Here is a 21435-nt window from a genome sequence, read left to right on the forward strand (position 1 = left end):
CTTCGCCCTTCGCATACAGAGGAGCCCGTCATGACCACCCTGACCGCCCCCGCCACGCTGACCGCCCCCGGCCAGGCCCCGGGCCCGGCGCCCTCCGCCGTCCTGCTCGTGGAAAGCCCTCTGTCCCCCTCCGCCGGCCTCGCCCTGCGCCGCGACGGCGTCGAGGTGATACTGCTGCGCTTCGACCACGACGCGGTCCACCTGAGCCCGGAGTACGTGGCGCGGACCGCCGGCCTCCCCGTCTTCACCCTGGACACCTCCGCCCCGCTCATGGACGAGGCGGCCCGTTACCTGCGCTGGGTCAAGGGCACCAAGGGCCTGCCGCGGCCCCGGTTCCTCCACAACCCGGACGGGGAACTCCAGCAGACCGCGGGGGCCTTCGCCTCGCTGGTCGATCTGCCGCAGCTCTCGCCGGCCGCTCGGGAACTGGTCGAGGCGTAGTCGAGCTGCGCTTGAGTGATGATCCGAAGGGGCGATGAACTGCCCGTCCGCAGTGCTTGAATGGGCCGCATCAGGGCGGTATCGGATCATCAGGGAGCGAGTGCGGAGATGCGGAAGTCGTACTACGCGGCACACGTCTACATGATCGTGGGAGTGATCTCCGGGCTGTACTACCGCGAGCTCACCAAGATCAATGACTTCGAGGGCGAGACCCAGCTCGCCGTGCTTCACACCCACCTGCTGGCGCTGGGCATGCTCGTGTTCCTCATCGTCCTCGGGCTGGACAAGGTCTTCGGACTGTCCGGGACGAAGCAGTTCACCTACTTCTTCTGGTTCTACAACACGGGTCTGACGATCACCTGCGCGAGCATGCTCTACCGCGGCACCCAGACCGTGCTCGGCAACGAGGTGCCCGAACTCTTCTCGCTGGTCGGCGGCATCGGCCACATCGTCTTGACGGTCGGTCTGATCCTGCTGTTCGTGCTGCTCGGCAAGAAGCTGAAGGAGCCCGCGAACGCCGGGCCCGCCCAGCCCACCGAGCCGGAGCAGGTCAGGACGGCTGCCTGACCGGTCCGGTCACGAGGCCGGTCAGGGCGGCCAGCCGCTCCTGCTCCGGCCCGGGGCGCAGCCGGCGGCCCCAGGACAGGGTGGCCAGGCCGTGCCAGGCGCTCCACAACACCTCCGCCAGCAGCTCCGGGTCGCGCTCGCCCGCCACGGGCCCGACCGCGTCCCGGATCTCGGCGAAGGTGTCGAGGAGCGGCTGCGGGGTGTCGGGGCCGGCGTGTTCGAGCCCGACGTCGAGGGTGAGCATGGCCTGGTAGAGGACCGGCCCGCGGGCCGCGAAGTCGAGGTAGGTGCGGGCGACCGCGTCGAGTGCGGCCTGCGGGTCCGCGGCGCCGAGGCGTGCGGCGCGCAGTTCGGCCGCGAGTTCGGCGAAGCCTTCGAGGGCGACCGCGTGGACGATCGCGTCCTTGTTCTTGAAGTGCTGATAGAGCACCGGCTGGCTGTACTCGATGCGTTCCGCGAGGCGCCGCGTGGTGACGGAGTCCCAGCCCTCGGCCTCGGCCATCTCGCGGGCCGTGGTGAGGATCAGCCGGCCTCGCTGGGCCTGCTCGCGGAGGCGGCGCTCTCGGGGAGTCATGCCGCCCACCTTAGCACTTTCGGCGAAATTTTAGTTAGCAGTGATAGAATCCTGCGCTTCGGCGCGCCTGCCGGCGGGGACGCCGCTGGCGGACCTCAAGTGCCCTTCGAGGCACGGTCGGCAGCATGCGGGGCAAGACCGCCCACAGAGAGGGCCACCCCATGCAGACCCCGACTCCCCTGGAGGAGCTGCTCGACCTGGCCGCGGACGCCCTGGGCCGCGACCGGCGCACGCTGCACGCCGCAGCCGCGGGTTCGCCGTTCGTCACGCTCGGGGGCGGGCTGGGGCAGGCCATGCGGCTCCAGGGCCGCGCCGGTGAACGGCTCGGGCTGGCGCTCGACCTGGCCGCACTGCTGGGACCGGCCCCGCTCGCCGACGTACTGGCGCGGGCCCTCCCCCTGCCGCCCCGCCCCGAGCCGGCCCAGCCTTCCGCGGCGCAGGACCTGCTGCCCTCCCAGCTGGCCGCACTCACCGCCCAGCCGTACACCGGCGCCGCGGCCGTCCATCGCATGCTCTCCGCCGAGTTGACCGGCCCCCTCGACATGGCCGCGCTGCGTACGGCGCTGAGCGCGCTCGGCGCCCGGCACGAGGGCCTGCGGACCGCCTTCGCCTCCTCGGCGCGCGGGCCCGTACGCCGTGTCCTCGACGACTGGAGCGTTCCGCTGATGTCGACGCCGCAGGCGTACGAGGGCGAAGGGGCCGTCACCGCGGTGCAGTCGAGGATCGCCGCGGACGTGGACCGCCTGGTGGGCCACCCCGACCGGCCGCCGCTGGCCTTCGTCCTGACCCGGCTGGCCGCCGACCGGCACCTGCTGACCTTCCTCCACCACGACGCCGTGGCCGACGCCTGGTCCGCGGCCCTGGTCTGGCGGGAACTCCTGGCCGACTACGCCCGCGCCGTCCGCCGCCGTCCGCTGGACCTCGCGCCCGCACCCGGGCCCGACGCGGTCGCCGCCCGGGCCGCCGCACTGGACCGCTCGGGTGCGCTGCGCGCCCTGACGGCCGAACGCGTGGAGCGGTTGCGGGAGTTCCCCGAGGTGGTGGACCTGGTGGCGTCCGCGCAGCGGCCGGCCGTCTTCGACTTCCGCGGCGAGCGGCTGCTGTTCGGGCTCGGCGCCGAGCTGCGCGACGCGGTCGACGCGACGGCCGCGCGGGCCGGCGTACCGCACACCGCGGTGGTGCTCGCCGCCTGGGCACTGGCCGCGGGCCGGCGGGCGGGGCGCGAGTGGCTGCTCGTGGGCACCGAGATGCCGCGCCGCCCCACCGCGGACCTGCAGCGTACGGTCGCGCCGTGCACGGTGCGCGTGCCGGTCGGCTGCGCACTGGAGGGCGGCACCGACTACTTCCTGCGGGGCATCGCCTGCGCGTTCAGCGAGGGGCTGCGCTACGCCGACCTCGACCCGGCGGACCTGGCCCGGGAGCTAGGGGTGCGCGGCGACCGGTCGCGGACCGCCCTGACCCAGGTCGCCTTCGCGGCCCGTGACGAGCTGCTCCCGGCGGCCCTGGAGGCGGGGCCGCTCACGGCGCGCTTCCACCACGGGCACCTGGGCGGAGCCACCGCGGACGCGGAGCTGGCCGTACTGGGGTGGCGGGAGGCGCCGCTGCTGTCCCTGGAGTTCGCCTCCTCCGTACTCACCCGCACCGAGGCGGCGGCGCTGGCGCAGGAGGTGGTCGGGGCCCTGGAGGCCCTCGCGGCCGCCGGGCCCGCCGCCGCGGTCGAGGACCTGCTGCCCCTGCGGCTGGACCTGGCCTCCCTCGCGCCGGTGCCCGTGTCGTAGGCCCGTACGAGGCCTGCGACGCCCGTGAGCCGACGGCCCCCCGCCGCACCCACCCACGCCACGCGGACGGGGGGCCGTCGTACGCCGGTGGGCCGCCGCACGCCGGTGGGCCGCAGTACACCGGTGGTCCCTCGTACACCGGTGCTCCGTACCGGCCGGGAAGCCGGCTCATCCGGTGCGCGCGACCCGGAAGGCGCGCGCACCGGATGCCGGTGAACCCGGGCGGCGGGGGACGTCCGCCCGGGAGCAGGAGGCGACCGGTGCGGGGCGCCGCCGGGGCCGCCCCGCACCCGCCGGGTCAGGCGGCGAAGGAGGGGAGCTTCGCGGCGATCTCGTCCGGGCCGGGCAGCGAGGCGATCTCGGCGGCGATCTTGCGGGCCGCCTCCCGGTAGCCGTCGTCGCCGAGGATGCGGCGGGCGTACTCCGTCACGGTCTCGGCCGTGAGGTCGAAGACCACCTCGCCGGCGCCCGCGGCGTGCACGGCGCGGCCGTTGGCCGGGCCGTCGGCGCCCTGGGGCACGATGAGCTGCGGCAGCCCGGCCTCCAGCGTGGCCAGGGTGGTCCCGCTGCCGCCGTGCTGGACGACGAGGGCGGCGCGCGCGAGCACCTGTGACTGGGGCAGCCAGGGCGCGGCGACGACGTTGTCGGGCAGTTCGCCGAGGTCCGCGATCTGCACCCGGAATCCGGTGGCTACGAGGACCGGCAGGCCCAGCGGGGTGAGGCCGTCGATCACGGTGCGCAGGTTCTCGGCGGAGCCCAGGGCGGTGCCGAGGGTGAGGTACACGAACGGCTCCCCGGACGTGCCGAGTCCGCCGGGCAGTTCGCCCTCCTCCTTGAAGGAGACGGGCCGCTGCTCGATGCGCGGCAGGCCCGAGGAGAGCACGGCCGGGTCCTGGAGGGAGGGCGGGCAGATGTCGATGAGGGTGTTGCCGAGGGTGAAGGCCTGCCCGTCGGGCACGTCCACGCCGAGCTCCGCGGCGGTGGCGAGGACCTCCTGCTGGAGGCGGGCCGCCTCGTGGTCCTGGGCGAGCACGCCGACGCCGTGCGCGACGGCGGGGATGCCGGCGAGCCGGGCGGCGAAGCCGGCCCCGGGGTTGAGCACCTCGTGCACGACCAGGTCGGGGCGCAGCCGTTCGAGGGCGGGGGCCAGGTCGGCGGCGACCCAGCGGGGCAGCACCGAGCCGAACACCTTGATGTGCAGGTCCGCGAGTACCTCGGCCGGGACGTCCTGGGCCCCGACCTCGCCGCCGTGCTGCTCAAGGAAGGCTTGACCGCCCGCTGCTTCGATGAACGCCTCGGGCACCGAGCGGCCTGCGGTCACCGGCTCGAAGCCGGCCTCGCGCAGGGTCTGGTGGAACTGCTCGCCCGTGGCGAACGCGACCTCGTGGCCGGCTGCTCGCGCGGCCCTTGCCAAGGGAAGCAAGGGGAAGATGTGCCCGAAATTGCCCACGCTGGCGAAGAGGATTCTCATGCGTCCCAGCGTAGGGGCGCCGACACCCCTTGTCTAGTGATGCTAGGAAATCTAGCATCGACAACTCACCGGTCGAGCCGTCGTACGGGGCATCTCCAGGCGTCCTCCAGCCACAGCCGATCACCCTCCCCCATCGTCGTCGTGCGGCCGACTGCCCCTGGGCACGCAGGAGAAGGCGAAGGAGTCCACTGATGACCATCACCCAGTTGGTGCCCCCCGGCATCGCGACGAGCCTCGGGCAGCGCTTCGCGCTGTCGGCCGAGACCCTGGACAGCCCGGTCACGCCCAACGCGGTCTTCCGGGAGTGGTTCGCGCAGCAGCGCCGCACCAACCGCTACGACGTGCAGCGCATCCCGTTCTCCGAGCTGGTCGGCTGGCACTTCCAGGACTCCACCGGGAACCTGGTGCACGAGAGCGGCCGGTTCTTCTCCGTCGAGGGCCTGCGGGTGCGCACGGAGTGGCAGGGGCGCGGCGCCTCCTGGTCGCAGCCGATCATCAACCAGCCGGAGATCGGCATCCTGGGCATCGTGGTCAAGGAGTTCGACGGGGTCCTGCACTTCCTGATGCAGGCGAAGATGGAGCCCGGGAACATCGAGACGGTGGAGCTCTCCCCCACCGTGCAGGCGACGCGCAGCAACTACACCGGCGTGCACAAGGGCAACGCCGTCCACTACATCGAGTACTTCCGCCCGCCCCGGGTCAGCTCCAAGGTGCTCTACGACTCCCTCCAGTCGGAGCAGGGCTCCTGGTTCCTGCGCAAGCGCAACCGGAACATGGTGGTCGAGGCGATCGGCGACGTGCCGGAGCACGAGGACTTCGTCTGGCTGACCCTCGGCCAGATCCACCAGCTGCTGCAGCAGTCCAGCCTCGTCAACATGGACGCCCGGACCGTGCTGTCGCTGATCCCCTCCTTCGCCGAGGACGGCCCGTCCCTGCACTCCACCGAGCACCTCCTGAACCGGCTCACCGAGATCAAGGCCATGCGGGAGCTCGTGCAGAGCACCATCCCGCTGTCCGACGTCGAGCAGTGGCAGCACACCGAGTACGAGATCGGGCACGAGAGCGGCCACCACTTCACCGTCATCGCGGCCTCCGTGTCGGCGGCGAACCGCGAGGTGACCAGCTGGACCCAGCCCCTGCTGGCCCCCGCCGAACAGGGGCTCGCCGCCTTCGTGGTCCGCCGGATCTGCGGGGTGCCGCACCTGCTGGCCCAGGCCCGGTCCGAGGCCGGCGTACTGGACGTGGCCGAACTCGGCCCCACCGTGCAGTGCCAGCCGGGCCGGGCCCTGACCCTGCCCGCGGCCCAGCAGCCGCGTTTCCTCGACCTGGTGCTGCGGGCGGGGCCCGGCCAGCTGCTGTACGACACGGTGCAGTCGGAGGAGGGGGGCCGCTTCCACCACGCCGGCAACCGCTACGCCCTCGTCGAGGTCGGGGAGGAGTTCCCGGTGGACGTGCCGGAGGAGTTCCTCTGGGTGACCCCGGGCCAGCTGACCGGCCTGCTGCGGCACAGCAACTACCTGAACATCGAGGCCAGGACCCTGCTGACCGGCCTGGGCGCCGTCTCGGCACTGAACGGGAGGTACGGATCGTGAGCGCAGCGGGAGCCGGGGGAGCCGTACGGATCGGCGTACTGGGCTGCGCCGACATCGCCGAGCGGCGGATGCTGCCCTCGATGCTGCGCCAGCCCCTGGTGGAGGTGACGGCCGTCGCCAGCCGCCGGATCGAGCGGGCGCAGGACTTCGCCGCGAAGTTCGGCGGCGCCGCGGTGGCCGGGTACGAGCGGCTGCTGGAACGCGAGGACGTCGACGCGGTGTACATCCCGCTGCCGCCGGACCTGCACGTGGAGTGGACCCTGCGGGCGCTGGCCGCCGGCAAGCACGTGCTGTGCGAGAAGCCGTTCGCGACCTCCCTGGCCGACGCGGAGAAGGCGGTGTCCTTCGCCCGCGAGAGCGGTCTGCTGCTGATGGAGAGCTTCATGTTCCTCCACCACTCGCAGCACGCCCGGGTGCGCGAACTGGTCGCGGAAGGCCTGATCGGCGAGGTCCAGCTGTTCACCTCGGAGTTCGGAATCCCGCTGCGCCCGGGCGGGGAGCGCGCGAGCACCCTGCCGGAGGTGGCGGCGTACCCGATCCGGGCCGCCCGGCTCTTCCTCGGCGAGGGGCTGCGGGTCGCGGGGGCCCAGGTGCGCCCGGCGAGCCCGTACGGCCCGCAGCCCGCCGGCAGCGCGCTGCTGACGGCGCCCTCGGGGGTCGCCGCCCACCTCGCGTACGGGGTGGAGCACGGCTACCGCAGCGGGTACGGCCTGTGGGGCAGTGAGGGGCGGCTGCGCCTGGAGCGCGCGTTCAGCACCCCCGACGAGTTCACGCCGGTGCTCCAGGTCGAGCGAGGCGGCGTCACCCGTGAGATCCCGCTGGCCCGGGACCGGCACTTCACCAACATCGCGGGCGTGTTCGCGCGGGCGGTGCTGGAGGGGGAGGACTTCACCCCGCACACCGAGGAGGTCCTCGCGCACGCCCGGCTCGTGGACGAGGTGGAGCGCGCGGCGCAGGGCTGAGGGGCGGGCGGGACGCGCGACGGCCCGGCGGGTACGGGGTACCCGCCGGGCCGTTCCGGAGCCTCGCGCGGGGCTACTGGGCCTGGAGGGCGTAGAAGTCGGCGCCGAGCTGATGGAACATCCCGGCCACGTCCAGCTGGTCCCAGTGCTCGGCGAGCAGGCCGTCCTCGACCCGCCAGATGTCGATGGACTGGAAGTTCAGGGTGCGCCCGGTGGCCGGTATCCCGAAGAAGGTGCCCTGGTGGGTGCCCGAGTACTCCAGGCGGGCGGCGATCCGGTCCCCTTCGACGATCACGTCGTGGGCGACCGCCTTGACGTCCGGGAAGGCGTCGAAGATCTGCTGGAAGAAGGCCGCGTTCGCCTCGATGCCGTCGTCGACGATCGGGTTGTGGTCGATGTGTCCGGCCGCGGTGTGCTCGCCGATGGTGCTCACGTCATGACTGTTGATCATGTCAACGAAGAGCTGGACGAGTGCGCGGTGGTTGTCTGCCATGGGTGAGTGCCTCTCTGGGGGCTTGCATCTCGGTGCCGACCTCGCCGGGCGGGCGCTGCCACCCCGAGGATCCGCACCCCCGGTCGAGCCCCCCTGGAAAACCCCCTGGGCCCGGTCCGCCCCCGACCCCGGCTCAAGTCGCCGCTCCTAGCGTCGGGTGCCATGAAGGCACTCGTTCTCTCCGGTGGGGCCGGAACCCGCTTGCGCCCCCTCACCCACACGTCCGCCAAGCAGCTGGTGCCCGTCGCCAACAAGCCGGTGCTCTTCTACGGCCTGGAGGCCATCGCCGACGCCGGGATCACCGAGGTCGGCGTCGTCGTCGGGGACACCGCCGACGAGATCAGGCAGGCCGTCGGCGACGGCTCCAAGTTCGGCCTGCGGGTCACCTACATCCCGCAGGAGGCGCCGCTGGGCCTGGCGCACGCGGTGGTGATCGCCCGCGAGTTCCTCGGCGACGACGACTTCGTCATGTACCTCGGCGACAACTTCATCGTCGGCGGCATCCGCGAACTCGTCGACTCCTTCCGGGCCGAGCGGCCGGCGGCGCAGATCCTGCTCACCCAGGTCTCCGATCCCCGGGCCTTCGGCGTGGCCGAGCTCGGCGCCGACGGCCGGGTCGTGGGCCTGGATGAGAAGCCGGAGGTGCCCAAGAGCGATCTGGCCCTGGTGGGGGTCTACCTCTTCACCGGCGCCGTGCACGAGGCGGTGCGCGCCATCGAGCCGTCCTGGCGCGGCGAACTGGAGATCACCCACGCCCTGCAGTGGCTGATCGACCATGAGCACGACGTCCGCTCCACGACGATCTCGGGCTACTGGAAGGACACCGGGAACGTCGCGGACATGCTGGAGGTCAACCGCTGCGTGCTGGAGCTCGCCGAGCCCCGCACCCTCGGCGAGGTCGACGCGCAGAGCGAGATCATCGGCCGGGTGGTGATCGAGGAGGGCGCCTGCGTCACCGCCTCGCGCATCGTGGGCCCCGCCGTCATCGGCGCGGGAACCCGCATCAGCGGCTCGTACATCGGCCCGTTCACCTCGATCTCCCGCGACTGCCGGATCACCGACAGCGAGATCGAGTTCTCCATCGTCCTGGACGGCTCCTCGCTCACCGGAACGAGCCGCGTGGAGGCCTCGATCATCGGACGCAACGTGGAGGTGACGCCCGCTCCGCGGGTGCCCGCCGCGCACCGGCTCGTACTCGGCGACCACAGCAAGGTGCAGATATCCTCATGACGACCACACGCATCCTCGTCACCGGCGGCGCCGGCTTCATCGGCTCGCACTACGTCCGCACGCTGCTGGGCCCCGAGGGGCCGGGCGACGTCGAGGTCACGGTCCTCGACAAGCTGACCTACGCCGGCAACCCCGCCAACCTGGACCCGGTCCGCGGACACGCGGGCTTCCGCTTCGTCCAGGGCGACATCTGCGACACCGCGCTCGTCGCCGAGCTGGTCGCCGGGCACGAGCAGATCGTGCACTTCGCCGCCGAGTCCCATGTGGACCGCTCCATCCTGGGCGCGGCCGAGTTCATCACCACCAACGTGCTGGGCACCCAGACCCTGCTCGACGCGGCGCTGCGCCGCCCCGGGGGCAGCGCCCGCTTCCTGCACGTCTCCACCGACGAGGTGTACGGCTCGGTGGCCGAGGGGTCCTGGCCCGAGACCGACCCGCTGCGGCCCAACTCCCCGTACGCGGCCTCCAAGGCCTCCTCCGACCTGGTGGCGCTGTCGTACCACCGCACGCACGGCCTGGACGTGCGGGTGACGCGCTGCTCGAACAACTACGGCCACCACCACTTCCCGGAGAAGGTCATCCCGCTGTTCGTGACCAACCTCCTCGACGGGCTGAAGGTCCCGCTGTACGGGGACGGGCGCAACGTCCGCGACTGGCTGCACATCGACGACCACGTCCAGGGCATCGAACTGGTGCGCGCGGGCGGCCGGCCGGGCGAGGTCTACAACATCGGCGGCGGTACCGAACTGACCAACCGGGAGCTCACCGCCCTGCTGCTGGACCTGGCCGGGGCCGGCTGGGACCGGGTGGAGCACGTGGCCGACCGGCTCGGCCACGACCTGCGCTACTCGGTGGACTGCACCAAGATCTCCACCGAGCTGGGCTACCGGCCGCGCAAGGACTTCGCCAAGGGCCTCGCGGAGACCTTCGAGTGGTACCGGGACAACCGCGCCTGGTGGGAGCCGCTGAAGCAGAGGGCCGCCCTGTGAGCAGATGGCTCGTCACCGGCGCGGAGGGCATGCTCGGCCGGGACCTGCGCTCCGCGCTCGCGCGGGCCGGTGTCGAGGCCGTCGCCCTTCCCGGCGCGGAGCTCGACGTACGCGACCGGCGGGCGGTGCGCGCGGCGATCGCCGCGCACCGGCCCCTGGTGGTGGTCAACGCGGCGGCCTTCACCGACCTCGACGCGGCGGAGAGCCACGAGACGCAGGCGCTGCACGTCAACGGTGCGGCGCCGCTGTACCTGGCGAACGCCTGCGGGGAGTTCGGGGTGCTGCTGCTGCACGTGTCCACGGACCACGTGTTCTCCGGCGACGCCCGCACGCCGTACGCGGAGGACGCCTGGCCCGCGCCGCGGACGGCGTACGGCAGGACCCGGCTGGAGGGCGAGCGGGCGGTGCTGCGGCTGCTGCCGTGGACCGGGTACGTGGTGCGCACCGCCTGGCTGTACGGGGAGGGCGGCGACAACTTCGTGCGCCGCCTGATCCGGCTGGAGCGGGAGCGGGAGTTCGTCGAGGTGGCCGAGGACCGGCGCGGGCAGCCCACCTGGTGCGCCGATGCGGCCGACCGGATCACGGCGCTGGGGCAGGCCGCGCTGCGCGGGGCCGCGCCCGGCATCTACCACGCGACGAGCGGCGGCGAGTGCAGCCGGCTGGAGCTGGCGCGCGAGGTGTTCCGGCTGCTGGGCGCGGATCCGCGGCGGGTCCGGCCGGCGGCCGGCGCGGCGCGGTCGGCGGCGCGGGGCCCCGCGTACGGGGCGCTGGGCCACGACCGGTGGGAGGCGGCGGGCATCGCACCCATCCGCGACTGGCGCGAGGCGCTGCGGGCGGCGCTGCCGGCGCTGCGGGCCGCGGAGCGGCCGGAGCCGGCCCGGGTGTGAGCGCAGCGCCGGCGCCGCCCGCCCCGGCGGGGCGCCGGACGCGGGGCAGCCGCGGCGGGCGAGGGGGGATTTCGCCCGCCGCGGCCGGTCCGTCGGCACGGCCGGTGCTTCAGTGGCTGATGGCCAGGCTGAACGGCACCGGGCCGTGGGCGCGGATGAAGGGTCCGAGCATCAGGTAGTTCCATTCCAGGGCGCGCGCGTTGTAGAGCCCGCCGAGGTCGAGGATCCACTCCTTCGGCCAGCCGAGGCCGTCGAGCAGCTCCGCCGCGGCCGCCTTGGCCCGGGCGTCGTCCCCGGCCAGGAAGGCGGTGGGCGGCGAGGACAGGATCCTCGGGTCGACCATCACCGCGGAGTCCATCGTGTTGAGGGACTTGACCACGGCGGTGTGCGGGAGCACCCGCTGGATCTCCTCCGCGAGGCTGCTGTCCGGGTAGAGGGGCGCGACGGGGAAGCCCTCGGGGCCGCGTACGGCCGAGTTGGCCACGTCCACCAGGACCCGCCCGCGCAGCTGCGGCTCCAGGGCGCGCAGCAGCTCGACGGAGGCCTCGCCCGGGGTGGCGTTGAAGACGACGTCCGCGGCCCCGGCGGCCTCGGCGCGGCGGGTGAAGCGGACCCCGGCGGCGGTCAGCGCCCCGGCGTCCGCGGCGCGGCGGCCCGGGTCGCCCGAGCCGATCAGCACCGTGTGCCCTGCGCGGGCGAAGCCGGCGGCGAGGGTGGCGCCGACGCTGCCGGATCCCAGTAAGGCGACGGTGCTCATGCGGTGCGGCCCCCGCCGTAGGAGGCGACGGCCTGCTGGTAGGTGGGCAGCAGGCCGAGGGCGACGGCCTCGTCCAGGGTGGGCGCGGCCGCGTCCTTCTCGGAGCGGATCAGCGGCTCGGAGGTGTTCCACGGGATGCCGAGGGCGGGGTCGAGCGCCTGGATGTCCACCATGGTGCCGGGCACGTACTCCTCGGAGCACAGGTAGTTCATGCAGGTGTCCTCGGTGAGGGCGAGGAAGGCGTGGCCGAGGCCGTCCGCCAGGTAGACGCCGATGCCCGAGTCCGCCTCCTGGAGCGTGGTGTCGAACATGCCGAAGGTCGGGGAGCCGACCCGCAGGTCCACCACCACGTCGAGGGCCGCGCCGCGCACGCAGGTCACCAGTTTGGCCTGGCCCGGCGGCAGGGTGGTGCCGTGGATGCCGCGCAGGGTATTGCGCCGGGACACCGAGTAGTTGACCTGCTTGACGGTGAACGGCTGGCCGCTGAGCTCGGTGAGCTCGCCGATCCGCCAGGCCTCGTAGAACAGGCCCCGGTTGTCCGACAGCTGCGATGGCGTGATCCGGAAGGCGTCGCGGATCTTCATCTCCTCGATTGCCATGCTTCCTCGGTTCCTTGTCGTCGTGAAGGCCGGATTCGATTCTGTGGCGACCTTCTCCTGACCCGCTCGGGTGCGGCTGGAGCCCGCACGCCGATGGCCCCCGCGGCTGCGGGGGCCATCGGCGTGCGGGAGGGGCGGGGTGCTCAGCGCACCGGCGCCGGGGCGGGCTTGTCGGCCACGGGGGCCGGCGCGGCCGGTGCGGCCGCCGTGGCGGGCGCGGACGCGGCCACCGCGTGGATCCCCTTCTTGCGGCCGGGGGCGATCAGCATGGAGAGCGTCGCGGCGGCGACCGCCGCGGCGCCGACCCACATCGCGGGCACGAGGCCGTCGACGAAGTTCTGTGGCGAGGCGTATCCGCCGTTGGCGCTGAAGATCGACGCCAGCAGGGCCACGCCGAGGGCCGCTCCGACCTCGCGGGTGGCGGCGGTGACGCCGGAGGCGATGCCCTGCTCGTGCTCGGCGACGGAGCCCATCGTCAGGTTCATCAGCGGTGCATAGAACAGGGCCATGCCGGCGCCGCAGATCATCAGGGAGGGCAGCTGGGCGACGTAGGAGGTGTCCGGTTCGAGGATCACGGCCCACCAGACCATGCCGGCCGTCATCATCGCGAGGCCCAGGGTGACCACCGGCTTGCCGCCGATCTTGTCGGAGACCATGCCGCCGATGGGGGCGACGACCATCGGCATGGCCGTCCAGGCCAGCAGCCGGACGCCGGCCTCCATCGCGGTGTAGCCCTGGATGTTCTGCAGGAACTGCGTCATCAGGAAGATCGCGCCGAACATGCCGACCGACATCAGGGTGCCGGACAGGTTGATCGCGGTGAACGCCTTGATCTTGAACATGCCCATCGGCACCATCGGGTGCTCGGTCTTCATCTCCCAGACCACGAACAGGACCATGACCAGGGCGCCGCCGATGAGCGAGCCGAGGACCCCCGCGGAGGTCCAGCCGTCGCCGTGGCCCTTGATCAGGCCGAGGACGATGCCGAAGAGGCCGACGCTGGCGAGGACGGTGCCGACGGCGTCCAGACGGGCGCCGGCGATACGGCTCTCGGCGAGCTTGCGCCAGGAGACGGGGGCCAGGGCCAGGCCGATCGGCACGTTCAGCCAGAAGATCCACTGCCAGGACAGGTGCTCGACGATGGCTCCGCCGACGAGCGGTCCGGCGGCGATCGACAGGCCGTTGACGGCGCCCCAGATGCCGAGGGCCGTACCGCGCTTCTCCGCGGGGACGGCGGCGGTCAGCAGCGTCACCGAGAGCGGCATGATGAGCGCCGCGCCGGCGCCCTGGACGGCGCGGGCCGCGATGAGCTCGTTGATGCCGGGCGCGAGCGCCCCGGCGGCCGAGGAGAGGGTGAACAGCAGCAGGCCGAGCACGAAGACCTTGCGCCGGCCGAAGCGGTCACCGAGGGCGGCACCGAACATCATGAGCACGGCGAAGGACAGGGTGTAGGCGTTGACCGTCCATTCGAGGTCGGCCAGGCTGCCGCCGAGTTTGTCCTTGATCGTCGGCAGCGCCGTGATGATCACAAGGTTGTCCAGCCCCGCCATGAAGGAGGCGACACTGGTGGTGAGGATGGCCCATAAGACCACCCCCTTCTTTCCACCGCCCGTGGCTGGGGGGTTGACGGAGCTCATCCGAGCATCCTTTCTGGAGGCTTGTCAGTACGAGATGCTCATCGCCGAGACATGTCTGACTTGCGGTGACCGCCGCGGGCACACTCCGTGCCGGGCGCTCACGACGCTACGGAACGAGACTCAAGTCCCCCTCGAACCGGACTCGGGGCGCACCGGCCGGCCAGCGCCGCGGGGCTCCGTACCGGTGCCGGTACGGAGCCCCGCGGCTGCGCAAAGGAGGAGGGGTCAGGCGAGCTGGCGCTGGAAGGTGGCGAAGTCGAAGAACAGCGTCTCGTCGACCAGCACGTCGCCGTCGAAGTGGAAGAAGACCGCGACGGGGGCGTCGATCGACTTGCCGCGGTTGGGGATGCCCCGGTAGTCCGCCTCCTGCTTGCCGCGGGCCTGGGCCTCCAGGATCACCGCGGTCGGCGTGTGGTGGACGTGGTGCAGCTCGTGCTCCATGTTCGGGAAGGCGGCCTGGAGCTCGGCGAAGTAGCCCTTCTTGATGGCGTCCGCGCCGACGAACGGGCTGTCCTCGAAGGCCTGGATGCGGTAGACGGGACCGCGCGGGAAGGTGGCGAACACGCCGTCCAGGTCCCAGGCGATCTCGGCGACGGTGTGCTCCAGGACCACCGCCTCTCGCCTCTTGCGCAGCTCGGCGTCGGGCGCCGGGAGGTCCGCTCCGGGCAGGATGAACTCGTTCTCCATGGCCATGACCATTCCTCCACGCATTCGACCGTCTTCGGTTGCGGCCGACGCTAGGGCGCGCACCTCGTCGCACCCTCGCGCGGCGCTCGAACACACGGAGAGGGGGCCGGGTCAGGCGGTGGAGTGCAGCCGCGCCTCCGGACGCGCCTTCGCCGGCGGCTGCGGGGGCTTGTACGTGGACCGGTACCCGCAGGCCAGGCCGACCGGTGCGAGCACGGTGCACAGGGCCATGTCGAGGGCGAAAGGACGGCCCGTCACGACGCGGTACTCGTCGCGGAAGGCGAGGGCGAGCAGCGGCATCTGCAGGCGGGGGGTCCCGTCGGCCTTCAGCCGGCCCTCGTTGGTCAGCCCCCACAGGGTCTCGAAGACCTTCTCGGTCTGGTAGGCGGGGGTGGTCCGCCACACCATGCGGGTGCGCTCCGGGCCGGGGTTCCACATGGAGTGGGCGGCGCCCGGCGGGATGTAGAACTCGTCGCCCGCCTTGTACCTGTGCACGACGCCGTCGAGCTGGAGGTGGATCTCGCCGCTCTCCAGCCGCATGCTCTCGGTCTGCCGGGGGTGGTAGTGGACGGGCGGTTTGACGGCGGCGGCCGCGTAGTCGACCTCCACCTCGACGTAGGCGCCGTTCGTCTCCGCGGCGGTGGTCAGGAAGGTCAGGCGGTCGTTCCCCAAGTGCAGGACGTCTCCGGGGCGTGCCATCGGATGGCTCTCCATTCGGTACGGGGGGTGGTCGGGGCGGGGGGTCAGGCCGCGGTGGCAGCGGCAGCGGCGGCGGTGCGCCGCTTTCCGGGCAGGCCGAAGAAGGCGTTGGCCACGTTGAGGACGGCGATGCCCGCGGCGATCCAGAAGCCGAGGTGCAGTCCGTCCAGCCAGGCGAGCGCGGGGGCGGTGCCGGCTTCGAGGGCGCCGGTGGTGCGGGACAGGGCGCTGGTGGCGACCGTGGCCACCCCGAGCGAGGCACCGACCTGGAAGGCCGATACCAGGACGCCCGAGGCGATGCCCTGCTGTTCCTGCGGGATGTCGGAGACCCCGTGGACGTTGACCGGGATGCCGCAGCACTGCATGGACGCCCCGAGGATCAGCAGGGCGGGCAGCAGGTCCAGCAGGTAGTTGCCGTGGGCCGGGGCCTGGCTGAGCAGGACCAGGCCGAGGACGGTGCCCACCGCTCCGGCGAGGTACACCGGCCGGGGCCCGTACTTGTGCATGACGCCGGTCGCCGGCGCCGTGATCAGGATCGCCATGATCCCGAGCGGCAGGAACGCGAAGCCGGACTTGAGGGTGGAGTAGCCGAGGGTCCGCTGGAGGTAGTAGCTGGACAGGAAGAGCACGGAGGCCTGGACGGCGCTGGTCAGGACCCGGCCCAGGCCCGCCGTGGCGAGCGAGCGGGTGGCGAACAGCCTGAGCGGCATCAGCGGGTCGGCGACGCGCCGCTCGACGAGGACGAAGGCGCCGAGCAGGGCGAGCGCCGCGGCGGCGGGGGCCAGGACGTGGGCGGGCGAACTCCAGCCGTGGTCCTGGATGCTGACGACCGCGTACACGAGGGCGGCCAGCCCGCCGGTGACCGTGACGGCTCCGAGCAGGTCGGGGCGGCCGCTGCCGCGGGCATCGGTGCGCCCCGAGCCCAGGACCAGGACTCCGGCGACCGCCACGACCCCGATCGGGAGGTTGACGTAGAAGATCCACCGCCAGTCGAGGCTGTCGGTGATCAGCCCGCCGACGATGACGCCGAGCGTGGCGCCGAGACCGGCGAGCGCGGCCCAGATGGCGAGGGCGGTGGTGCGTTCCTTGCCGCTCGGGAAGATGGTGGTGACCAGGGACATGGCGGCGGGCGACAGGAAAGCCGCCCCGCAGCCCTGGAGGGCGCGGGCGGCGATCAGCAGGCCGGTGCCGTCGGCGAGGCCGCACAGCAGGGAGGCGGCCGTGAACAGCACGGCGCCCACGATGAAGGTACGCCGCCGGCCCCAGCGGTCGGCGGTGCGCCCGCCCAGCAGCATGAGGCCGCCGAAGCACAGGACGTAGGAGGTGAGCACCCATTCGATGCCGGTGGCGCCGGCGCCCAGGTCCGACTGGATGGCGGGTAGTGCCAGGTTCACCACGGTGGTGTCCAGGAGCACCATGAACTGCGCGAGCGCGACGAAGACGAGCAGGCGCCAGCGCCTGGGGTCGGGCGGTGGGGCGGCGGCGTGACCGGCAGCGCCGTCCTTGTCTGCGGATGCCGGGTCGCCGCCGGGGCGGGCCGCGCGCTTTTCGGTGTCCATGGTGTCCCCTCGGGTGTGGCCCGGCTCCCGCCCCGGCACCGGTGGGATGCCGGGGCGGGCACGGGCCGGTCAGGCGGCGGGTGCCTCGATGTAGCTGAGGGCGTTGTAGATGGTGCGGTCGGGGTCGGTGATGGCGCGGCGGCCGTGCATGACCCGGGTGTTGTCGATGACGGCGGCGTCGCCGTCCTGCCAGTCGAGGTTCTCGGTCAGCCGGGCGGTGACCTCCTCTACCTCGGCGATCAGCTCCGGCGGGAACGCGGTGCCGTCGGCGAAGGTGATGGTGGGCTTCTCGTAGTTGAAGGAGGGGCCCAGGATGGAGTTGGCGAAGGAGAGCCGCTCGCCGAAGACGGTGGTGCCGGCGGCGGGGGTGCGGAAGGAGTAGCGGACGCCGCCGTCCTCCTGGGGGACTATCTCCGTGCCGTCCAGCTGGGAGGCGAGCGCGAGGAGTTCCTCGACCTTGATCTCCTCGGCGGGCTTGGTCTTGCCCAGCAGGTGGTGGGCCATGGCGCGCCACTGCGCCTCGGAGACGTAGCGGCTGTAGACGATGTCCTGGGCGGCGAAGGCCTCGCGGGCCGCGGGGCTGAAGGCGTCCCAGACCCGGTAGCCGTCGCAGACGGTGGTCTGGGAGCCGGAGGAGGCCGCCTTCTCGCAGAAGAACCAGGCGACGTGGGCCCGGAAGGGGCTGTTGCCGTTCTCCGTGTGCAGGCCGACCTCGTCGAAGCCCGCGTCGACCTTCTGGGCGACCTCGGAGTAGAAGTCGCGGGCCGGGTCGAGGGTGGTGGAGGTGGAGGTGTTCTGGACCAGGGTGGTGAAGGAGTCCATGTCCGAGTCGAAGCCGCGCAGCAGCAGGAATCCGGCCTCGGCGAGCAGGTCGCGCAGGACCTTGGGTTCCACGTCCGCGAGGCTGCCGCCCTCGACGGGCTCCACCAGCAGCCCGCTACCGGTGCCGTAGGCGGTGGTCTTCACAGCGGTGCTCATGCTCTCTCCTTGGTCGTGGCGGGCTCGGCGCCTTCGCCGGCCCGGTGCTCTCGCAGCACGTGGGACCGGATGACGTCACGGCGCGGACGGCCGGTGACGGTGAAGCAGGTGGCGTATGCGGGGTCGTCCTCGGACATCAGGTGCACCACGGCGGCGCGTTCGATGCCGGAGAGGCGTTCGCGGCCGAACTCCTCGATGCGGCGCCGCGCGGGGCCGTGGTCGAGGCCGGACTCGATGACGAACAGGCCGTGGACCTGCTCCAGCCCGTCGGCGACGATCGCCGCCTCGCGGATGAAGCCGATCTCCCGGTAGCGGGCCTCGACCCATTCGGGCGACACGTTGCGGCCGCTCGCGGTGATCACCATGGACTTCTTGCGGCCGGTGATGCGCAGGTAGCCGTCCTCGTCGATCTCGGCGAGGTCGCCGGTGTGCAGGCGGCCCTGCTCGTCGACGACGACGCTGGAGGGGTCCTCACGGGTGTAGCCGGCGAACAGCGAGGTGGAGCGGATGAGCAGCTCCCCGTCCTCGGCGAGTTCGGCCTGGACGTGGTCCAGGGGGCGGCCCACGGTGCCGAAGCGGACCTCGCCGGGGAAGTTCCAGGAGACCACCGAGGAGTTCTCGCTCAGGCCGTAGCCCTCGTGCACGGTGAGCCCGTACGCGTCCAGGCGCTGGAGGATCTCGGCCGGGACGGGCGCTCCGCCGCAGGCGATGAAGACCCCTGCCTCGTGCCCGAAGATGCGCGTGCGCCGCTCGGCCACGCTCTCCTCGGGGTGCTGGTCGCACAGGGCGAGGAAGAGGCCGGCGACGGTGGGCGGGACGACCAGGGCGGTGGGGCGGGCCTGGCGCAGCAGGGCGAGCATCCGGGGGGCGGCGTCGGCGGCGGTGCCGACCAGGGCGGTGCCGGGGGGCAGGAAGGAGACCGAACCGCCCGCCAGGAAGGGCATGTAGAGGCCGGCGACCTGTTCGATGAGCAGGCTGAGCGGGACGATGGAGAGGTAGCGCTCGAAGACGGCGGGCTCGGTGCGCGCGCGCAGCGAGGTCAGCAGGGCGTCCAGGCCGTGCCGGCGGATCTGCACGCCCTTGGGGGCGGAGGTGGTGCCGGAGGTGTGGATGACCTTGACGACGGCGTCCTCGGCGGGCACCTCGGGGCGCGGCGCGCCGTCGCCGGCCTGGGCCAGCAGCCCGCGTACGTCGATCGGGACGACGGGGCAGTCGGCCCGCAGGACGCCCTGCTCGGTGTCCTTGGCCCAGCGCTCCAGGGCGCGGGTGCCGCCCTCGTCGACCAGGCAGATGTCGGCGGTGTCGAGGAGCGAGGCGGCCTGGTCGGCGGCGAAGGCCGTGGGGACGGGGACCTCGACTGCGGCGGAGAACAGGGCGGCGAGGTCGGCGACGACCCACTCGGGCGAGTTCTCGGCGAGGAGGCCGACGCGGGCCGGGCGGCCGTGGTCGGCGGCCCACTTCTCCATCTGTGCGGCCAGGACGAGGGCGGCGCCGATGATGTCGCGGTAGCGCCAGGTGGCGCCGGGGGCTCCGTCGGCGGAGAGCACCCGCACCATCACGGCGTCGCTGTCGGCCTGGGCCAGCAGGCCCTCGGCGAGGGAGAGGACGGCGGTCTCAGGCGGCACGGGTCAGCACCTTCTCCGGACGGCTGCTGAGCAGCCTCATGTCGACGGACTCGAAGCAGTAGCGGCCGATCGCGGCGAACAGCAGGGTGCTCTGGTCGACGGCCTTGGCGTAGCCGACCATCGGCCGGGTGTCGTAGTAGGAGCCCCAGGAGGCGGCCTCCTCGGGGGCGAGCCGGTCGGGCGAGGCGTCCGCGAGGGGGTGGAAGACGCAGCCGAGGCGCTCCATGAGGGCGGCGAGGCGGCCGGTCATCGTCATGACCGCGTAGGGCCGGCCGAGGCAGGCCATCACCAGGGGTATCGACTTGATGATCTCGCCGCCCGCGGAGGCCCGGACGGAGGCGATGTTGCCTATCTGAAGGACCTGGGAGCGCTGGACGTCCTCTCCCACGGCGCCCGCGATGACCTCTTCGACCGGGGCGTCGAGGTAGCACTCCAGCAGGATGCTGTCGGTGCCCTCGGGGAAGGACAGGCCCGCGCAGGCGAGGACTTCCTCCCTGCCGTCCTCGTTCTTCTCGAAGAACGCGAGGAAGCCGTCGGGGTCGGGGGAGATGTCTGCCTGGTACTGCTTGGCGAACACCTCCCGTGCCATGTCCGCAGCGACCTGCCAGTCCGGTGTACCGCGCTGCGAAAGCGTGATTCTCATGTGCTGCGCCGCCTTAGAGGATGGAGTGGGAGCGGAGGGAAGTGCTCACCGCCCCAGCAGGGCGGCGGAACGCCTGGCCGCCGGCTGGGTGCTGACGGCGAGTTCCGCGGCCCGCAGGGCGCTGTTGACGGAGGTTTCGGCGAGGATGCCGGGAGCGGCCACGGCGTCGCCGATCAGGTAGACGCCGTCGCCCCGGTCGATGGCGGGGCGGTCGCGCCAGCTGAGGCCGGGCAGGTCGAGGGCACCGGTGCGGCCGCGGGAGACTCCGTCGCGGCGCCACAGCGTGCGGTCCTGCCAGCCCGGTGTGGTGAGGTCGAACAGCTTCTCCAGGCGGCTGATCGCCTCGGCTTTGGACTCGCCCGGCCGCAGGGGCATCGCACCCTGGAAGAGTGCCTGGCCCTTGGGGGCGAGCGAGGGATCGTGGTCGGAGTACTGCGAGGTGAAGCCGCCCTCGTCCATGTCGAAGGAGACGTTGCCGTCCTTCTTGGAGCGGGTCACGGCCATGTCGACGAGGGCGGCGGTCCCGCTGGGCCAGTCCAGCGAGCTGTCGCCGAGCAGGCTGCGGGCGGAGGCCAGCGAGGTGGCGACGATCACGGGCCCGTCGGTGGGCAGTTCGGTGATGCGCGAGCCGGTTTCGATGACGACGCCGTGCCGCCTGGCCACGCGTTCCATGCGCTCGATGACGGTGCCCCAGCCGCCGATGAAGTAGCGGCTCGGCAGCGGGAAGCGGGGGGTGCCCACGCGCAGCAGCCGTTCCCAGACGAAGGCGGCGGACAGCCGGCCGGGGTCCCCGTCGAAGAGGATCGGGCCGAGGAAGCCGAGGGCCTCGTTGACGGTCTGCTGGGCGAAGCGCTCGCTCGCCCAGTCCTGGAAGGAGCGGTCGACGGGGACTTCGATGTCCCGGTGCATCCAGGTCATCTTCATGTAGCCGCCGGGCAGCGTCATGCGCAGCTTGCCCTGGTGGCGGAAGCGCATCCGCGTCCACTCGTGGAAGGACAGCCGTACGTAGCGTCCGGCGAGCCCGCGGTTGAGCAGCCACTGCCACACGGGGCCGTTGTCCATGATGGTGTGGGGGCCGTCGTTGGTGATGTAGGGCCCGGACGCGGAGCGGGCGCGGCCGCCCAGGTGCGAGTGGGCCTCGTGGACGGTGATGCGGGTGGCGCCCTTCTCCGCGGCTGCGATCGCCGCGGCCAGGCCGGCCAGTCCACCGCCGATGATCGTGATGTTCGCCGTGGTCATGCTCACTCACCTTCGGATTGGCAGGTCA

At 72.5% G+C, this 21435-nt stretch carries 21 protein-coding genes; 8 read left to right on the top strand and 13 right to left on the bottom strand.

The features are described 5' to 3' along the window. Positions 1-30 precede the first annotated feature (30 nt). Positions 31-441, top strand: coding sequence for a hypothetical protein (locus tag ABZ128_RS05720; RefSeq protein WP_356846235.1), 411 nt, complete (start codon positions 31-33; stop codon positions 439-441). Between the two features lie 108 nt (positions 442-549). Then, positions 550-1008: a DUF2871 domain-containing protein gene (locus ABZ128_RS05725; RefSeq protein ID WP_356846236.1), complete on the top strand. Its 459-nt coding sequence runs from the start codon at positions 550-552 to the stop codon at positions 1006-1008. Here the strand turns inward: ABZ128_RS05725 and ABZ128_RS05730 are convergent. Further along, positions 992-1582 carry a TetR/AcrR family transcriptional regulator gene (locus ABZ128_RS05730; protein ID WP_356846237.1) on the bottom strand — a complete coding sequence of 197 codons (591 nt, stop codon included), beginning with the start codon at positions 1580-1582 and terminating at the stop codon, positions 992-994. The two genes, ABZ128_RS05725 and ABZ128_RS05730, sit on opposite strands and share 17 nt — an antisense overlap. A 125-nt stretch (positions 1583-1707) precedes the next feature. Here ABZ128_RS05730 and ABZ128_RS05735 point away from each other — a divergent pair, with 125 nt between their 5' ends. Next, positions 1708-3360 (top strand): condensation domain-containing protein, encoded by a 1653-nt coding sequence (locus ABZ128_RS05735; RefSeq protein WP_356846238.1) that lies wholly within the window; start codon positions 1708-1710, stop codon positions 3358-3360. Between the two features lie 298 nt (positions 3361-3658). Here ABZ128_RS05735 and ABZ128_RS05740 read toward each other — a convergent pair whose 3' ends face one another. Then, positions 3659-4831, bottom strand: coding sequence for a nucleotide disphospho-sugar-binding domain-containing protein (locus tag ABZ128_RS05740; protein ID WP_356846239.1), 1173 nt, complete (start codon positions 4829-4831; stop codon positions 3659-3661). A gap of 191 nt (positions 4832-5022) precedes the next feature. Between ABZ128_RS05740 and ABZ128_RS05745 the strand changes: the two genes are divergently transcribed. Together ABZ128_RS05745 and ABZ128_RS05750 are read left to right on the top strand one after the other, a co-directional pair. Next, entirely contained in the window at positions 5023-6423 is a 1401-nt protein-coding gene (locus ABZ128_RS05745; protein ID WP_356846240.1) for an NDP-hexose 2,3-dehydratase family protein, read from the top strand. Further along, the gene (locus ABZ128_RS05750; protein WP_356846241.1) at positions 6420-7385 is read left to right on the top strand and encodes a Gfo/Idh/MocA family oxidoreductase; all 966 of its coding nucleotides are present in this window, start codon (positions 6420-6422) and stop codon (positions 7383-7385) included. The genes ABZ128_RS05745 and ABZ128_RS05750 overlap by 4 nt, the downstream gene beginning before the upstream one ends. A 73-nt stretch (positions 7386-7458) precedes the next feature. On the opposite strand, the gene ABZ128_RS05755 is transcribed toward ABZ128_RS05750, so the two are convergent. Next, positions 7459-7878, bottom strand: a complete 420-nt coding sequence (locus ABZ128_RS05755; RefSeq protein WP_356846242.1) for an ester cyclase — start codon at positions 7876-7878, stop codon at positions 7459-7461. A 162-nt stretch (positions 7879-8040) separates the two neighbouring features. On the opposite strand from ABZ128_RS05755, the gene ABZ128_RS05760 reads away from it, so the two are divergent. Genes ABZ128_RS05760 through rfbD form a run of 3 tightly spaced genes read left to right on the top strand, consistent with a single transcriptional unit; the run spans position 8041 to position 10984 of the window. Next, complete coding sequence (locus ABZ128_RS05760) at positions 8041-9108, top strand: glucose-1-phosphate thymidylyltransferase (RefSeq protein WP_356846243.1); 1068 nt, start codon at positions 8041-8043, stop codon at positions 9106-9108. Continuing rightward, entirely contained in the window at positions 9105-10097 is a 993-nt protein-coding gene (gene rfbB / locus ABZ128_RS05765; RefSeq protein ID WP_356846244.1) for a dTDP-glucose 4,6-dehydratase, read from the top strand. The genes ABZ128_RS05760 and rfbB overlap by 4 nt, the downstream gene beginning before the upstream one ends. Positions 10098-10126: 29 nt before the next feature. Then, a complete protein-coding gene (gene rfbD, locus ABZ128_RS05770; protein WP_356846401.1) occupies positions 10127-10984 on the top strand; it encodes a dTDP-4-dehydrorhamnose reductase in 858 nt (285 codons plus the stop codon). A 109-nt stretch (positions 10985-11093) separates the two neighbouring features. Here the strand turns inward: rfbD and ABZ128_RS05775 are convergent, their stop codons facing one another. The 10 genes from ABZ128_RS05775 to ABZ128_RS05820 form a co-directional block, all read right to left on the bottom strand. After that, positions 11094-11741: an NAD(P)-binding domain-containing protein gene (locus ABZ128_RS05775; RefSeq protein ID WP_356846245.1), complete on the bottom strand. Its 648-nt coding sequence runs from the start codon at positions 11739-11741 to the stop codon at positions 11094-11096. Continuing rightward, positions 11738-12340, bottom strand: a complete 603-nt coding sequence (gene rfbC, locus ABZ128_RS05780; protein ID WP_356846246.1) for a dTDP-4-dehydrorhamnose 3,5-epimerase — start codon at positions 12338-12340, stop codon at positions 11738-11740. The genes ABZ128_RS05775 and rfbC overlap by 4 nt, the downstream gene beginning before the upstream one ends. A gap of 143 nt (positions 12341-12483) precedes the next feature. Next, positions 12484-13977 (bottom strand): DHA2 family efflux MFS transporter permease subunit, encoded by a 1494-nt coding sequence (locus ABZ128_RS05785; RefSeq protein ID WP_356846247.1) that lies wholly within the window; start codon positions 13975-13977, stop codon positions 12484-12486. 225 nt (positions 13978-14202) lie between these two features. Next, positions 14203-14670: a nuclear transport factor 2 family protein gene (locus ABZ128_RS05790; protein ID WP_356846248.1), complete on the bottom strand. Its 468-nt coding sequence runs from the start codon at positions 14668-14670 to the stop codon at positions 14203-14205. 105 nt (positions 14671-14775) lie between these two features. Continuing rightward, positions 14776-15363, bottom strand: coding sequence for a cupin domain-containing protein (locus ABZ128_RS05795; RefSeq protein WP_356846249.1), 588 nt, complete (start codon positions 15361-15363; stop codon positions 14776-14778). Between the two features lie 44 nt (positions 15364-15407). After that, a complete protein-coding gene (locus tag ABZ128_RS05800) occupies positions 15408-16922 on the bottom strand; it encodes an MFS transporter (RefSeq protein WP_356846250.1) in 1515 nt (504 codons plus the stop codon). 69 nt (positions 16923-16991) lie between these two features. Beyond that, the gene (locus ABZ128_RS05805) at positions 16992-17900 is read right to left on the bottom strand and encodes a TauD/TfdA family dioxygenase (RefSeq protein WP_356846251.1); all 909 of its coding nucleotides are present in this window, start codon (positions 17898-17900) and stop codon (positions 16992-16994) included. Next, positions 17897-19525, bottom strand: coding sequence for an AMP-binding protein (locus ABZ128_RS05810; protein ID WP_356846252.1), 1629 nt, complete (start codon positions 19523-19525; stop codon positions 17897-17899). The genes ABZ128_RS05805 and ABZ128_RS05810 overlap by 4 nt, the downstream gene beginning before the upstream one ends. Further along, a complete protein-coding gene (locus ABZ128_RS05815) occupies positions 19515-20168 on the bottom strand; it encodes a thermostable hemolysin (protein WP_356846253.1) in 654 nt (217 codons plus the stop codon). The genes ABZ128_RS05810 and ABZ128_RS05815 overlap by 11 nt, the downstream gene beginning before the upstream one ends. A 45-nt stretch (positions 20169-20213) precedes the next feature. After that, positions 20214-21407, bottom strand: a complete 1194-nt coding sequence (locus ABZ128_RS05820; RefSeq protein WP_356846254.1) for an FAD-dependent oxidoreductase — start codon at positions 21405-21407, stop codon at positions 20214-20216. Positions 21408-21435: the final 28 nt, after the last annotated feature.

Source organism: Streptomyces sp. NPDC006326 (genome assembly GCF_040612915.1).
GTDB lineage: Bacteria > Actinomycetota > Actinomycetes > Streptomycetales > Streptomycetaceae > Streptomyces.